This window comes from Actinomadura napierensis, from assembly GCF_039529375.1.
Classification (GTDB): domain Bacteria; phylum Actinomycetota; class Actinomycetes; order Streptosporangiales; family Streptosporangiaceae; genus Spirillospora; species Spirillospora napierensis.
Genome location: NZ_BAAAMR010000088.1, coordinates 25275 through 40004, shown reverse-complemented (window position 1 = coordinate 40004; position 14730 = coordinate 25275). Strand labels below are relative to the sequence as shown.

General features: G+C 72.0%; 13 protein-coding genes. 9 read left to right on the top strand and 4 right to left on the bottom strand.

All coding sequences use genetic code 11. The annotated features are described in order from the left end of the window. Positions 1-319: 319 nt before the first annotated feature. Both ABD296_RS36290 and ABD296_RS36285 read left to right on the top strand, forming a co-directional pair. Positions 320-1495, top strand: coding sequence for an HNH endonuclease signature motif containing protein (locus tag ABD296_RS36290; protein WP_344278114.1), 1176 nt, complete (start codon positions 320-322; stop codon positions 1493-1495). Between the two features lie 622 nt (positions 1496-2117). Then, positions 2118-2495, top strand: coding sequence for a MerR family transcriptional regulator (locus ABD296_RS36285; protein ID WP_344278106.1), 378 nt, complete (start codon positions 2118-2120; stop codon positions 2493-2495). Here ABD296_RS36285 and ABD296_RS36280 read toward each other — a convergent pair. Both ABD296_RS36280 and ABD296_RS36275 read right to left on the bottom strand, forming a co-directional pair. Continuing rightward, complete coding sequence (locus ABD296_RS36280) at positions 2462-2812, bottom strand: hypothetical protein (protein WP_344278104.1); 351 nt, start codon at positions 2810-2812, stop codon at positions 2462-2464. The two genes, ABD296_RS36285 and ABD296_RS36280, sit on opposite strands and share 34 nt — an antisense overlap. A 44-nt stretch (positions 2813-2856) precedes the next feature. Then, a complete protein-coding gene (locus tag ABD296_RS36275) occupies positions 2857-3462 on the bottom strand; it encodes a TIGR03086 family metal-binding protein (protein ID WP_344278103.1) in 606 nt (201 codons plus the stop codon). Between the two features lie 82 nt (positions 3463-3544). Between ABD296_RS36275 and pdxR the strand changes: the two genes are divergently transcribed. Then, a complete protein-coding gene (gene pdxR / locus ABD296_RS36270) occupies positions 3545-4954 on the top strand; it encodes a MocR-like pyridoxine biosynthesis transcription factor PdxR (protein ID WP_344278101.1) in 1410 nt (469 codons plus the stop codon). Between the two features lie 41 nt (positions 4955-4995). Beyond that, positions 4996-5484 carry a sulfatase/phosphatase domain-containing protein gene (locus tag ABD296_RS36265; RefSeq protein WP_344278097.1) on the top strand — a complete coding sequence of 163 codons (489 nt, stop codon included), beginning with the start codon at positions 4996-4998 and terminating at the stop codon, positions 5482-5484. A 31-nt stretch (positions 5485-5515) separates the two neighbouring features. Here ABD296_RS36265 and ABD296_RS36260 read toward each other — a convergent pair whose 3' ends face one another. Then, entirely contained in the window at positions 5516-6790 is a 1275-nt protein-coding gene (locus ABD296_RS36260; RefSeq protein ID WP_344278095.1) for an ABC transporter ATP-binding protein, read from the bottom strand. Between the two features lie 242 nt (positions 6791-7032). Between ABD296_RS36260 and dnaG the strand changes: the two genes are divergently transcribed. From dnaG to efeB, 5 genes are all read left to right on the top strand, one after another. Next, positions 7033-8985, top strand: a complete 1953-nt coding sequence (gene dnaG, locus ABD296_RS36255) for a DNA primase (protein WP_344278092.1) — start codon at positions 7033-7035, stop codon at positions 8983-8985. 71 nt (positions 8986-9056) lie between these two features. After that, on the top strand, positions 9057-10202 hold the full coding sequence (rpoD, locus tag ABD296_RS36250; protein WP_344278111.1) for an RNA polymerase sigma factor RpoD: 1146 nt from the start codon (positions 9057-9059) through the stop codon (positions 10200-10202). Positions 10203-10405: 203 nt separating this feature from the next. Next, the gene (locus ABD296_RS36245; protein WP_344278089.1) at positions 10406-10870 is read left to right on the top strand and encodes a YbjQ family protein; all 465 of its coding nucleotides are present in this window, start codon (positions 10406-10408) and stop codon (positions 10868-10870) included. Between the two features lie 150 nt (positions 10871-11020). Continuing rightward, positions 11021-12148, top strand: a complete 1128-nt coding sequence (gene efeO / locus ABD296_RS36240; RefSeq protein WP_344278086.1) for an iron uptake system protein EfeO — start codon at positions 11021-11023, stop codon at positions 12146-12148. Further along, on the top strand, positions 12145-13416 hold the full coding sequence (efeB, locus tag ABD296_RS36235; RefSeq protein ID WP_344278083.1) for an iron uptake transporter deferrochelatase/peroxidase subunit: 1272 nt from the start codon (positions 12145-12147) through the stop codon (positions 13414-13416). The genes efeO and efeB overlap by 4 nt, the downstream gene beginning before the upstream one ends. A gap of 34 nt (positions 13417-13450) precedes the next feature. Here the strand turns inward: efeB and ABD296_RS36230 are convergent, their stop codons facing one another. Beyond that, complete coding sequence (locus tag ABD296_RS36230) at positions 13451-14701, bottom strand: molecular chaperone DnaJ (RefSeq protein WP_344278081.1); 1251 nt, start codon at positions 14699-14701, stop codon at positions 13451-13453. Positions 14702-14730: the final 29 nt, after the last annotated feature.

The following is a 14730-nucleotide window of genomic DNA, read 5'->3' as shown; positions in this document are numbered from 1 at the left end:
ACTTCGTCCACCCTTGACTTTGGAGCCTCTGCGGCCCCTGAGGCAGCGCAAAGGGGCAGGCTCCGCCTGCCCCGCCCGGTCGCGCCACCCCACCACCCCCTTCCGCATGCGTGTTCGCAAATCCCCACAAAACGACAATCGACACCTTTCTCCGGAGCCTCGAAATAAAGGGCCGTCGGGCCGACTTTTGTCGGCCACGTAGGGTATGCTTTACCTATGCAATCAGTGACGGTCGACCTTGAGACCGCGTCCACCGCATAATTGGTGAACGCGGTCTCGGCGATCGCCACAGAACTCGCCCAACGAGAAGCTCCAGAATCTGCGGCCGCATGCTTGGAACTCACCGAAGATCTGGCCGCCGCCTGCGATATACAGGAAAGCGCCCTCGCCGGTTTCATCCGCCGCGTCGACGCCAGCGGGGAGCAGAAGCGGTGGGGGTTTCCCGTCGACGCGGGCGTGGCTGCGGTCGCGGTTGGGGATGCGGGAGAACCGCACCACCGAACGCCTCATCCTGGCCCGCCAGCGGCACCGGCTTCCCCAGGTCGCGGAACGGTTGGCGGCCGGGGAGTTGTCGTATGGGTATGCGGCCACGGTCGCGCAGAGTGTGGCGCGGCTGGAGGACACCGACTGCGCTCAGGCCGAGACCACCCTGCTGAGCTTCGTCGAGCAAGGGTTCTCGGCGGCGAAGGTGGGGGTATTCGGCCGCCGCATCTGCGACGTGATCGCCGAACGCGACGGCACCGAGACCACCCCCGGCGAGGATGCCAAGCGTGGGTACGCCAAGTCGTGGATCACCAGCACCGGTTCCCTGGATGGCGGCCGCTACATCAAGGGCTGGCTGAACGCCGAGGACGCCGCCATCTGGGACGGGACGCTTGCTCCGCTGGCCAAGCCGGCCGGGCCCGATGACCACCGCGATGTAGGCGAGCGGACGGCGGCGGCGTTGTCGAGTGTGCTGTCGGGTGGGCACAAGGCCACCAAGATCACCGTCATCTGCGACCTGGACACCCTCACCGGCGGCAACACCCCCGCCCGCCTCACCGACGGCACCCCCATCCCCGCCGCCCAAGCCCGCCGCATCGCCCTAGCAGCCGGAGTCTCACCCCTCCTACTCGGACGCGGACACACCCCGCTGTATCTCGGCTACCGGGAGCGGTTCGCCAGCGCCGCCCAACGCCAAGTCCTCGAAACCCTCTACCCCACCTGCGCGGTGCGGGAATGCGAGATCCCCGGGACGTTGTGCGAAGTCGACCACGTCAACGGCTGGGCCCTCGGTAACTCACCCACCGACATCGACCAACTCGCCCTGACCTGCGGATGGCACAACCGCTTCAAACACACCAGCCCAGATCAGATCGGGATCAGTAAAGACCCCGACGGGCGGTACATCTACCGGCTGCTCCCACCACCGGGCGCACGATCAAGAACCCGGACAGGTAGTGGGCCACCGGGGTCGATCGGCCCATCCGACACCACCGCCAACTGGGCCGCATAACCCACCCCACCCTCCACACCACCGGTTCGCCCGAATCCAACCCGGATCTCGGGCGAACCGGCATGCCCACACCACCACCGCCTCCACCCGCACGCCCGCACCCGACTCGTGCCGTCGTCAGCCCCTCGGCGTTCCGCCCGCTCGACTCTTCGTCCGCTGGTTCGGGGGCGGTGGGGTGGCGCGACCGGGGCGGGGCAGGCGGAGCCTGCCCCTTAAGCGCTGCCTCAGGGGCCGCAGAGGCTCCAAAGTCAAGGGTGGACGAAGTCCATCGCGAAGCGACGCCGAAGGCGCCCCTGACTTTGGAGGGGCGGCCCCGTACGCCAGCGCCACCCCACCGCACGGCCGACCAATCCCCGAACACCCCACCCACCCCTCGCCGAATGCCCCTTGGCTTTCCTCCGGCTACAGCCCGCCCGCCCACTTGTCTCCGGCCGCTCCCTTGTCTCCGCCCGCCCCCTCCTGCTTCCGCACGCATGCCTCCCTAGGCGCCTGCACGTAGTCCTGCTCGGCGGCGCAACGCTCCTGCCACACCGCGTACGCCGCCCATGACCTTCGCGACTCAAGGTCCGCTACGAGGACGGCGGTTGACCTGGAGTGTGCTCCAGGTGGGATCCTGGTAGACGTGAGTTCTTACTCTCCGGCTGAGACCGCCGAGAAGAGCGGCTTCAGCATCGACACGTTGCGTTACTACGAGAAGATCGGGCTGCTTTCGGGGATCGCGCGGAACGCGTCGGGACGGCGTGTGTTCAGCGACAACGACCTGCAGTGGCTCGGGATGCTGCGCTGCCTGCGCGAGACGGGGATGCCGATCGCGGAGATGCTGCGGTACTCCGAGCTGGCGCGGGGCGGCGCCGAGACCGTGCGGGAGCGGCTGGAACTGCTGCAGGCGCACGATCGCCGCGTGGAGGAGCAGATCGCCCGGCTGCGCGAGCAGCAGGAGCACGTCAAGTTCAAGATCGGCTTCTATCAGGGGGCGGTCTGCGAGGGCGCTCCGGTCTGAGCCAGCAGGCGCGCCGCGCGCGCCCAGGTCTCGGCGGGGTCGAAGGCGTGCGCTGTCCAGGTGTGGGCGCGGATGGCGCCGCGGTTCCGGAAGCGGCGCATGATGGCGACGTGCGGGGGCCAGGCGACGAAACGGTGCAGGTCTTCCGGGGTCTCCCAGATGGAGACGGAGCCGCTGCGCAGCTGGAGCGGTTTCGTCCACATCCACAGGCCGACGGCGCCCTTGAGGCCGGGCCAGGCTCGGCGCAGGTTCAGGCCGGCGCGGTAGACCTCCGGGAGGTCGGACGGGTGGGCGCTGGTGAAGTCGGTGACGCTCACCAGGACCGGTCCGCGGCCGTCGGCGGGGCCGGGTCGCCAGCTTTTCAGCGGCTCCACGAGGGGGAGCGGCCGAGGAGGGTCAGGAGGCGGTTCTTCGGTGCCGCGTCGTCGGCCGGGACGACGGGAGCGAAGGAGGTTCCGGGGCCGCGGTCGTCGGTGGGGACGATCGACGCGACCTTGAGGGACGCGGTCAGCAGGTCGTCGCCGGGCTCCCAGGGGGCGCCGATCGCGGCGGCGACGTCCCAGGCGTGGACGACCAGGTCGACGAAGTGGAAGCTGATCGCCAGTGCGGCCGGGAACGGGCCGCCGTCGCGGATCTCGGGGAGGACGAGCCCGGCGTCGAGGGGCACCGCGGCGAACGCCTCGGTGACGAGGTCGAGGGACGCCTTGGCGGCGGCGTAGGGGTCGTCGCCGAGGTCGCCGCCGTGCCAGGCGGACAGGCGGGCGCCGTCGCCGCGTGCGGCGGCCGCGAAGCCCTGGTCCTGGCTGACCTGGTGGCGGAGGAGGCCGTGCAGGGTCCAGTCGGGGCACGGCGTCGGCTGGGCGAGCGCGTCCGGTTTCACCTGGGCGACGGCCGAGAGGTACAGGTCGGCGGCCTCACGGTCGAGCGGGCGGAAGTCGGTGGTGAGCAGTTCGGTGAGAACGTCCATGCGTCCACCGTAGGAACGGGGAGTGGCCCAGGTACAGGGCCAAAATCGCGGAAAATGACTGAGCCGGTCTAGGGTCGGGCGGGTGGACCTGCATGTGAGCCTGATCGGGCGGAAGGACCTCGCCGGCCAGATCTACCGGCAGTTGCGGGCCGCGATCCTGGACGGGCGGCTGCGCGCGGGGGAGGCGGCGCCGCCGACGCGGGAGCTGGCGCGGCGGCTGGCGATCTCCCGCAACACGGTCGCGGTCGCCTACGACCGGCTCGTGGCGGAAGGGTTCCTGGAGAGCCGGGTGGGCGCGGGGACGTTCGTCCGGGATGCCGGGTTCGCGGAGCGGGAGCGTCCGGTGGCGTCGCCGCTGCGGCCGCGGAAGGTGTGGGACGAGGTCGGCGTGTGGCCGGGCAGGATGACCGGGATCACCTGGGACTTCCGGGCCGGGCTGCCGGACGTGCGGCTGTTCCCGTACGAGCCGTGGCGGCGGATCATGGCGGGGCGGCTGCGCCCGTCCGCGCTCGACGATCCGGCGGCGGCCGGCGATCCGGCGGGCCTCGGCGAGCTGCGGGAGGCGATCGCCCGGCACATCGGCGTGTCGCGGTCGGTGCGGGCCGCCGCGGCGGACGTGGTGGTGACGTCGGGCGTCCAGCAGGCGATCGACCTGGTCGTCCGGGTGCTGCTGGAGCCGGGCGACGTCGTGGCCGTCGAGGATCCCGGATACCCGCCGGTGCGGATGCTGCTGCACGCGGCGGGGATGCGGGTGCGGGGCGTGCCGGTGGACGCCGAGGGCCTGCGTGTGGACGCGCTCCCGGACGACACGCGCGCCGTCTACGTGACGCCGTCGCACCAGTTCCCGCTGGGGATGCCGATGTCGCTGCCGCGCCGCCACACCCTGCTGGAGTGGGCGCGGCGCCGGGACGTGGTGATCGTCGAGGACGACTACGACACCGAGTACCGGTACGGGGGACGGCCGATCGAGCCGCTGCAGAGCCTCGACGACGGGGGCCGCGTCCTCTACACGGGCACCTTCTCGAAGATCATGCGGCCGGTGCTGCGGATCGGGTTCCTTGTCGCGCCGCCGTCGCTGCACCGCGCGTTCCGGATGGCGCGGTACGTCTCGTCCTGGCACGCGGAGCTGCCGGCGCAGGCGGCGCTCGCCCGGTTCATCGACGAGGGGCTGCTCGCCCGGCACATCCGCCGGTCGCGGCGCGAGTACCAGGCCCGGCACGAGCGGGTCGCCGGGCTGCTCGGCACCTGGTTCGCCGGGCGGCTGGAGCCGATCCCGTCGGCGGCGGGCCTGCACCTGTGCGCGACCCTGCCGGACGGGACGGACGACGTCGGCATCGTCCGCGAGGCGCTGGGGGAGGGTGTCGGCCTGTTCGCGCTGTCGGAGTTCGCGGTCGACGGGCCGGCGGTGCCCGGGCTGGTGTTCGGCTACGGCGCCGTCACGCTGCCGGAGATCGGCGAGGGCCTGCGCCGGCTGCGGCGCATCGTCGGCTGAACGCGGGCGGGCCCCACCCGACGTGACCGGGCTTCGTCCGGGTGCCGGGCGCGCCGGCGGGACGGGTGCGCGGGGAGTTCGTCGGCCTCACCGACCTGACCGCCACCATCCTCGACCTCGCGGGACAGGACACCGCCCCGGCGGTCGACGGGCGCAGCCTGCTGCCCCTGGTCGAGGGGCTCGACGTCCCGTGGCGGAGTGAGATCGTCGCCGAGTTCCACGGCCACCACTTCCCGTACCCGCAGCGGATGATCCACGACGGCCGGTACAAGCTCGTGGTCAACCCCGAGTCCCGCGACGAGCTGTACGACCTGGACGCCGACCCGCACGAGCTGCTCAACCGCATCGACCACCCCGAGCTCGCGGACGTCCGGCGCCGCCTCACCCGCCGGCTGTACGAGCTGCTGGTGGAGCGCGGCGACAACTTCCACCACTGGATGAGCGTGATGTCCGACACCGGGCCGCTCGACCACGACCCGACGCTCTCGGCGTTCGAACGCGACGCCGGCGTGTACGGAAAGGAGACCTGAGGACCGCCCCGCGCCGGCCAGGGGACGGGCGTCAGCGCTGGACGGGTGTGACGCGGCGGCCGTCCGCGCCGAACAGCAGCATCCGGTCGAGGTCCACGGTCAGCGCGACGTGGTCGCCGCGGTTCGGGCGCTGCCCCGGGTTGGCGCGGAAGATCAGGTCGGAGCGCCGGTGGTGCCCGGCGTGCTCCTCGGCCCGCCCGGGCTCGCGGGACGGCCGGCCGAGCATCCCGCGCAGCCGGTCGCGCAGGCCCGGCTGCGCGGCCGCCATCGCCGGCGCGGGGCGCGGCCGCCCGAACTCGTTCGCGTCGACCGTGGGGATGCCCGCCTGCGCGTAGGCGAGCCACTCGTGGCCGTGGAACTCCAGCCCGTGGACCTGCCCGGACAGCACCGTCCCCGGGCGGGCGGGCGAGCCCGGCGCGATCGGGACCAGGGTGTCGGGCCGGATCCCGGCGATCACCATCTGCCCGTGGTGGCTGATCAGCGAGGACGCGCGCGGGTCGTCCCACGGGATCGTCAGCCGCTGCGGGCCGAGGTCCAGCAGCAGCCCCTCGCCCTCGACCGCCCACAGCCTCGCCTGCAGCAGGTTCATCGGCGGGGAGCTGAGGAACGCGGCGACGAACACCGTCGCCGGGTCCTCGTAGATCTGCTCGGGGGTGCCGACGTCCTCCAGGACGCCGTCGCGCAGCACGGCCATCCGGTCGGCCATCGTCATGGCCTCGACCTGGTCGTGCGTGACGTAGACGGTGGTGGTACGGCTGGAGCGCACCAGCGCGGCGATCTCCACCCGCAGTTCGGTGCGCAGCCCGGCGTCCAGGCTGGACAGCGGCTCGTCCATCAGGAACAGCGACGGCTCGCGGATCAGCGCCCGGCCGATCGCGGCGCGTTGGCGCTGGCCGCCCGACAGCGTGCCCGGCAGCCGGTCGATCATGGTGTTGAGGCCGAGCGCGCGGGCCAGCTCGACGACCTTCGCGCTCGCCTCCGCGCGGTCGCCGCCCGACACCTCCAGCGGGAACATCATGTTGCCCTTGACGGTGCGGTGCGGGTAGAGGGCGCCCTCCTGGAACACCATCGCCACGTTCCGCTCGCGCGGCGTGAGGTCGTTGGCCACCGACCCGTTCAGCCACAGGTCGCCCGAGGTGATCTCCTCCAGCCCGGCGATCATCCGCAGGATGGTCGACTTGCCGCAGCCGGACGGTCCGAGCAGGACGAACAGCTCGCCGTCGTTGATCCGCAGCCGGACCTTGCGGACGGCGGTCAGCCCGCCGGGATACACCTTCTCGACGCCGTCTAGCACAACATCCGTCATCGGGGCCGCCTGGGGGTGGGCAGGAACTCGGTGCGTCATCTCATCGCGTCACAATGCGTTTGTCCATAGCCCATCCAGAGTTACCGGCGGTTAACAAGGCCGGGTCCGGCCAGGCCAGACGCGCTCCTCGCGGGGGCGCGCGGGGGCCCGGATCCGGGGGCGGGGCCGGGTCCGGTCCCGCGGCCATGCGGGTTGCGGCGTGATGCGCCGGATGTCGGTGGGGCGCCGTAGACTCCTTCGCTGTGGCAGGCCGTATTCGCAATGAGGACATCGCGCTCGTCCGCGAGCGGTCGTCCATCGCCGACGTCATCGGCGAGTACCTGCAGCTGCGCAGCGCGGGCGGCGGAAACCTCAAGGGCCTGTGCCCCTTCCACGACGAGAAGTCGCCGTCGTTCAACGTGACGCCCTCGCGCGGGCTGTACTTCTGCTTCGGGTGCGAGGCGGGCGGCGACGTCATCAAGTTCGTCCAGGAGATCGAGCACCTGTCGTTCTCCGAGTCGGTCGAGCGGCTCGCGGCGCAGGTCGGCATCCAGCTCCGCTACGAGGACGGCGGCGGGCGCGGCCCCCGGCAGGACACCGGGCAGCGCGCCCGGCTGCTGGAGGCGCACAAGGCCGCCGCCGAGTTCTACGCCGAGCACCTGGCCTCGCCCGAGGGCGCGATCGGCCGCACCTTCCTGTCCGAGCGCGGCTTCGAGACCGCCGACGCCGCGACCTTCGGCGTCGGGTTCGCGCCGCGCGAGTGGGAGGGGCTCGTCCGGCACCTGCGCGGACGCGGGTTCACCGACCGCGACATCGTCGCCGGCGGGCTGGCCAAGGAGGGCCGGCGCGGCCCCATGGACCGCTTCCGCGGCCGGCTGATGTGGCCGATCCGCGACCTGTCCGGCGACGTGATCGGGTTCGGCGCGCGCCGCCTCTACGAGGACGACGACGGCCCGAAGTACCTGAACACCCCCGAGTCGCCGCTGTTCCACAAGAGCTCGGTGCTGTACGGGGCCGACCTGGCGAAGAAGGAGATCGCGCGGCGGCGGCAGGCCGTGGTGGTCGAGGGCTACACCGACGTGATGGCCTGCCACCTGTCCGGCGTGCAGACGGCGATCGCGACGTGCGGGACGGCGTTCGGCGACGACCACATCAAGATCCTGCGCCGGCTGCTGATGGACCAGGACGAGTTCCGCGGCGAGGTCATCTTCACCTTCGACGGCGACTCGGCCGGGCAGAAGGCGGCGCTGCGCGCGTTCGCCGACGAGCAGAAGTTCGTCACGCAGACCTTCGTCGCCGTCCAGCCGGACGGCCTCGACCCGTGCGACCTGCGGATCCGGCACGGCGACGCGTCGGTCCGCGACCTGGTCGCCTCGCGGCTGCCGCTGTTCGAGTTCGCGGTGCGCAGCGCGATCGAGCGGCACGACCTCGACACGGTGGAGGGGCGCCTCGCCGCGCTGGACGCGGCGGCGCCCGTCGTCGCGGCCATCAAGGACCGCTCGCTGCGGCAGATGTACGCGGTCAGCCTCGACCGCTGGCTCGGGCTGATGGACGAGCAGTTCGTGCTGCGGCGCGTCCGCGAGCTCTCGAACCGGCGCCACGCCCGCGCGCAGAACGGCCGCGGGAACGGCAACGGCCGCACCGGCGGCGCCCCGAACGGCAACGGGAACGGCGGCAACGCCTCGAACGGCGGCCGCGGGAACGGGAACGGCGCGGTGCCGCAGCGGCCGGCCTACGACCCGAACGACCCGGAGGTCCAGCGCGAGCGCGAGCTGCTGAAGCTGGCGGTGCAGCGGCCGGCGGTGCTCGGGCCGGTGTTCGACGAGGTCCCGGCGGGTGCGTTCATCGCGCCGCCGCACGCCGCGGTGCGGGCGGTGATCGCCGAGGCGGGCGGCGTGACGGCGGCGGGCAACGCCTCGCAGTGGGCGCTGCTCCTGCTGGAGAGGGCGCCGAACGACCAGGTCAAGGACCTGATCACCATGCTCGGAGTCGAGCCGGTACGGTCCGCACAGGAATCGGACGACCGCTATGCCGTGGAACTGCTGGCCCGAATACAGGAACGCCAGCTCACCCGCATGATCGCCGATGCGAAATCTAAACTCCAGCGGCTGAATCCGGTCGAGGACCCCGAGCAGTACAACCGGCTCTTCGGCGATCTTGTCGCGCTTGAGCAGCAGAGACGGGTGATGCGGGAGCGAGGGCTTGGATCCCAGTAGCCGGAATTACCGCGAAATGGGTCCTGTGATCTAGGCCGCATCTGACGCAGACTGTCCCCGTGGGCCCTTCGGTGCTGCCAAGCGAGGCGCCATCGGTTGATCAGGTGGCGGACCTCGTCGCACGCGGTAGAGAGCGCGGCGGTGTGACCGTCGAAGACGTCGCTGCCGCGCTCGATCGCTCGGACTTGCCGGACGACTCCCTGGAGCGGGTCGTCCGGATGCTCGCAGAGCAGGGGGTAGAGGTCCTCGAATCTCAGCAGGAGACCGAGGACGTCGTGCGAGCGGATGAGGGAGACCTCGGCAAGCGGGCGCCGACGAGCGACCTGGTCCGGATCTATCTGAGAGAGATCGGTCGCGTACCGCTTCTCACGGCAGAAGATGAAGTAGAACTGGCGAAATCGATCGAGGCGGGGCTGTTCGCGGAGGAGAAGATGGCGCACACGGCCGTCCTCTCCCACGTCGAGCGGATCGACCTCGAACTGCTCTCCCGCGACGGTGTCCGGGCGAAGCAACGGCTGATCGAGGCCAACCTGCGGCTGGTGGTCTCGATCGCGAAACGGTACGTGGGCCGGGGAATGCTGTTCCTCGACCTCATCCAGGAGGGAAATCTCGGGCTCATCCGTGCGGTCGAGAAGTTCGACTACACGAAGGGCTTCAAGTTCTCCACCTACGCCACCTGGTGGATCCGGCAGGCGATCACCCGCGCGATCGCCGACCAGGCCAGGACCATCCGGATCCCGGTGCACATGGTGGAGACGATCAACAAACTGGTCCGCGTGCAGCGGCAGATGCACCAGGACCTCGGCCGCGAACCCACCCCCGAGGAGATCGGCCTGGAGATGGGGCTGCCGCCCGTCCGGGTCGTGGAGATCCAGCGGATCGCGCAGGAGCCGGTCTCGCTGCAGTCGCCGATCGGTGAGGAGGACTCCGACCTCGGCGACTTCATCGAGGACGCGGACGCGGTGGTGCCGATCGAGGCCGCCGCGTTCATCCTGCTGCAGGACCAGCTCGAGGACATCCTCGGCACCCTGTCGGACCGGGAGCAGCGCATCATCCAGCTGCGCTTCGGCCTGGCCGACGGGCATCCGCGCACGCTGGAGGAGGTCGGCCGGGAGTTCGGCGTGACCAGGGAGCGGATCCGGCAGATCGAGTCCAAGACCCTGGCCAAGCTGCGGCACCCGTCCCGCGCGCAGATGCTGCGGGAGTACCTCGAGTAGTCCGTACGGCTCCGACGGGAGCGACCGTCCGGGCCGGGCCGGACGGGAAAGAGCGACAGGGGGCGACCGCCCTCCGGGCCCGAGCGGCCCGGAGGGCGGTCGCTCGCCGCCGGAGGGCGGGCCGCCCGGCGGCGCCGCGCCGGTTCCGTGGATCCGGTGCATGACGTCGCATTTCGGGCGGACGGTGGATTACCGTAATGGCCATGCTGATCGTGACGACTGATGGCGTTGCCGGGTACGAGGTCCGCAGCGTGCTCGGCGAGGTCCTGGGGACGGCCGTCCAGACCGATCAGGCCGGGGCGCACCAGCCCGGGCACGCGGGAAGCAGCGCGACGTTCCGGGTGACCGGCGACCGGCCGGCCCTCGGGCTCGCCGGCGCGCGCCGCGAGGCCGTGGACCGGCTCGGCGAGGAGGCGCGCCGCAAGGGCGCGAACACGGTGGTCGGGATGCGGTTCGACACCGCCGCGCTGCCCGGCGGGGGACACGAGGTGTGCGCGTACGGGACGGCCGTGTGGGCCGAGCCGGCGGCGCAGGCGCCGCACCCTCAGGCGTCCCAGCACCTGCAGCACTCCCAGCAGGGGCATCTGCCGCCGTACGGCGACCCGCAGTCGAGCCCGCCGATGGCCGCGCGGAACCTGACGATGGGCATCAACGACCGTCCGCGCTGACCGTCCGGGAAGGGGCCCGGGACGGGTCCGGGGCCGGATGATCTTCCGGGCGGGTGGGATCCCTCTCACTGTCACCGGGGCGACTTGACGTGGTGAGGTTAGCATTGGCTAATTTAGGTGAGCCTAACCATTGCACCCTGGAGTCCCCCCATGCGTCCTGCCTCCGTCCTCGCCCTCAGCGGCGTGGCCGCCGTGTCGATGTCCCTGCTCTCGGCGTGCGGCGGTGACGGGAAGGCGGACGCCGCGGGTGCCATCCCCGTGACGGCGTCCAAGGACAAGTGCGAGGTCGCCAAGACCGACCTGCCCGCCGGCAAGAACTCCTTCAAGGTGACCAACAAGGGCTCGGAGGTCAACGAGTTCGAGGTGCTCAAGCCGGACGGCAGCATCCTCGCCGAGAAGGAGAACATCGGCCCCGGCACCAGCGTGAACTTCGTGGTGAACCTGCCGGAGGGCAAGTTCAAGCTGCTCTGCAGCGCCGGGCAGACCGGCAAGGGCCCCTCCCAGGAGGTCACGGTCACCGGCCGGGGCGGCGGCGCCGACCCGCGGCTGACCAAGGCCGCCACCGACTACAAGGCCTACGTCACCGCCCAGCTCGACGACACCATCGCCCAGACCAAGCCGTTCGTGGCGGCGGTGAAGGCCGGCGACGTCGCGAAGGCCAAGAAGCTGTACGCGCCGTCCCGCGTCGGCTGGGAGTCGATCGAGCCCGTCGCGGAGAAGTTCAGCGACATCGACGGCAAGGTCGACACCCGCGAGGCCGACCTCAAGCCGGGCGAGAAGAAGGACTGGTCCGGCTGGCACCTGCTGGAGAAGGCCCTCTGGAAGGACGGGTCGGTGAAGGGCAAGGAGAAGTACGGCGACCAGCTCCTGGCCGACCTGGAGACGCTGAAGGGGCGGCTGCCGAGCCTCACCCTCGACCCCGTCAACGACCTGGCCGCGGGCGCCAAGGGCCTGCTGGACGAGGTCGCCACCGGCAAGGTCACCGGCGAGGAGGAGCCCTTCAGCCACACCGACCTCGTCGACTTCAAGGCCAACGTGGACGGCGCGAAGAAGGCCTACGACCTGCTCAAGCCGGTCGTCCAGGAGAAGGACCCGCAGCTGGCCAAGGACCTGGACGACAACTTCGCCGCCGTCTACGCGCTGCTCAAGAAGCACGAGGAGGGCGACGGCTACGTGTCGTACGACAAGGTCGGCAAGGACGACCGCAAGGAGCTCGCCGACGCGGTGAACGCGCTGGGCGAGCCGCTCTCCAAGCTCGCGGAGGTCGTAGCGAAATGACGCAGCCCGGTGCTTCGGACGCTCCGTCCCGCCGGGAGGGCGGGCGCGCCGGGATGTCCCGGCGGCGGATGCTCGGGTTCTCCGGCGCCAGCCTGCTGGTCGGCGCGGCCGCCGGGGCCGGCCTCGACCGGGTCGCCTCCGCCGACACGGGCGGGACGGAGGCGGGCGCCGAGGTCCCCTTCCACGGCGCGCACCAGGCCGGCATCGCCACCCCCGTCCAGGACCGGCTGCACTTCGCCGCGTTCGACGTCACCACCGACGACCGCGGCAAGCTCGTCCAGATGCTGAAGGACTGGACCGCGGCGGCGGCCGACATGACCACGGGGCGGGCGATCGGCGACGGCGCGATCCCGGAGGTCGCCGTGGCGCCGCCCGACGACACCGGCGAGGCGCTCGGGCTGCCCGCGTCCCGGCTGACGCTGACGATCGGGTTCGGCCCGTCGCTGTTCGAGAAGGACGGCAAGGACCGGTTCGGGATCAAGGCCAGGCGCCCGGCGGCACTGGTGGACCTGCCGCGCTTCTCCGGGGAGAACCTCGACCCGGCCCGCAGCGGCGGCGACATCTGCGTGCAGGCCTGCGCGGACGACCCGCAGGTCGCGGTGCACGCCATCCGCAACCTGGCGCGGATCGGGATGGGCGTCGTCGGCGTCCGCTGGTCGCAGCTCGGATTCGGCAAGACGTCCTCCACCACCCCGGACGCGCAGACGCCCCGCAACCTGTTCGGGTTCAAGGACGGCACGGACAACATCGGCACGACCGACACGGCGCTGCTCGACAAGCACGTGTGGGCGGGCCGGGGCGACGGCGCGGACTGGATGGCCGGCGGCTCCTACCTGGTGGCGCGCCGCATCCGCATGCACATCGAGATCTGGGACCGGACGTCCCTGCGCGAGCAGGAGGACGTCTTCGGCCGCAGCAAGTCCGAGGGCGCGCCGGTGGGGGAGAAGAAGGAGCGCGACAAGCCCGTCCTGGCGCGGATGAAGCCGGACGCGCACGTCCGCCTCGCCCACCCCGACTCCAACGGCGGCGCGCGGATCCTGCGGCGCGGCTACTCCTTCACCGACGGCTCGGACGGGCTGGGCCGGCTGGAGGCGGGCCTGTTCTTCATCGCCTTCCAGCGCGACCCGCGCACCGGCTTCATCAAGATCCAGGAGTCGCTGGCGTCCGACGCGATGAACGAGTACGTCCAGCACGTCGGATCGGGCATCTTCGCCTGCCCGCCCGGCGTGAAGGAAGGCGGCCACTGGGGCGAGACCCTGTTCGCCTAGGGGCGCCTCGCCTGGAGGTGGGCGTGGGCGGCTCTCAGGAGCCGCCTGCGGCGCGTTCGGAGCGGATGCGGGTCACCACGTCGCCCGCGGCCGTCTTGACGGACTCCAGTTCCTGCAGGTAGGCCCAGTAGTCGGGGTGCGCGCCGGTGAGCCGCTTCGGCGCGTGGTCCAGCCGCTCGACCAGCGCGTCCAGCGCCCGCGCGTGCTCCGGCGCGGCCCCGCCGGGCTGCGCCATCGCCAGGCGCTGCGCGTCCCGCACCGCGAAGCGGGCGCTCTCGGCCGGCCGGTCCGGGTCGGCGGCGACCGCCTCCAGCTCCGTCACCCGCCCGGTGACCTGCCCGGCGCGCCGGTCGGCCGCGTTCAGCTCGGTGCGCGCCGCGGTCAGCGCCTGCTGCGCCTGCTTCCACTCGGTGCGGCCGGCGAACGCCGCCGCCTCGTTCAGCCGCTCGCGCGCCCGCGTGACCCCCGCATCGATCGCCTCCGGAGCGCCGCGCAGATCCTGCCAGCAGGCCTGCGAGTAGGCGCGCAGCAGCACCCGCATCGCCTGCCGGACGGGCTCGACGCGGTTCGCGACGACGTCCACCCGGGTGCGCACCGAGGCGAGGGAGTTGCGCACCTTCTCCGCCATCCGCGGCAGCTCCGCCGCGGCCTCCTGCGCCTTCTCGGCGATCGCGCGGACCTCGTCGGCCTTGCGGATCGCCCCGTCCAGCCCGAGCCCGCCGAGCCCCTGCGAGCTCAGCAGCGCGAGGGCCTCCTTCGCGCGCGCCAGCTCGGCCTCGGGGTCGGAGGCGTCCATCCCGGCCTCGCGGGCGGCCCGCACGGCCGCGTCGGCGGCGGCGACGGCGTCGCGGGCGGCGGTGAGCCGCGGCGGGAGCTGGTCGAGGGCCGCCTCCAGCTTCGCCATCCGCGGCGCGAGCCGCTCGGCGAACCCGTTCAGGTTCCGGGTGGTCTGCTGGAGCCGCTCGGTGGCGGCCAGGAACGCCCTGCGCGCCGCGTCGTACTCGGCGGGTGACCGGTCCCGGTCATCGAGGTCGTGCGCGTCCAGCACCGCGATGTAGGCCACAGAGGCGGCGTCGGCGGCCTCCGCCAGCCCGGTGAACTCCCGCCGGACGGGCGCGGCGGCGCCCGCGTCCAGGTCCTCGAAGACGGTGACGCGGCCGTCCAGGAACTTCTGCGCCTGATCCATGTCGTAGAAGGCGGCCGCCGCCGCCTCCCGCGCCTGGATCGCCGCGTCGGCCGCCTGCCCGCCCCTGCCGCGCCGCCGCTGGTCGCCCGGTCCCCGCAACGCCGCCTCCCTTCGTCCTCATGCCCAGT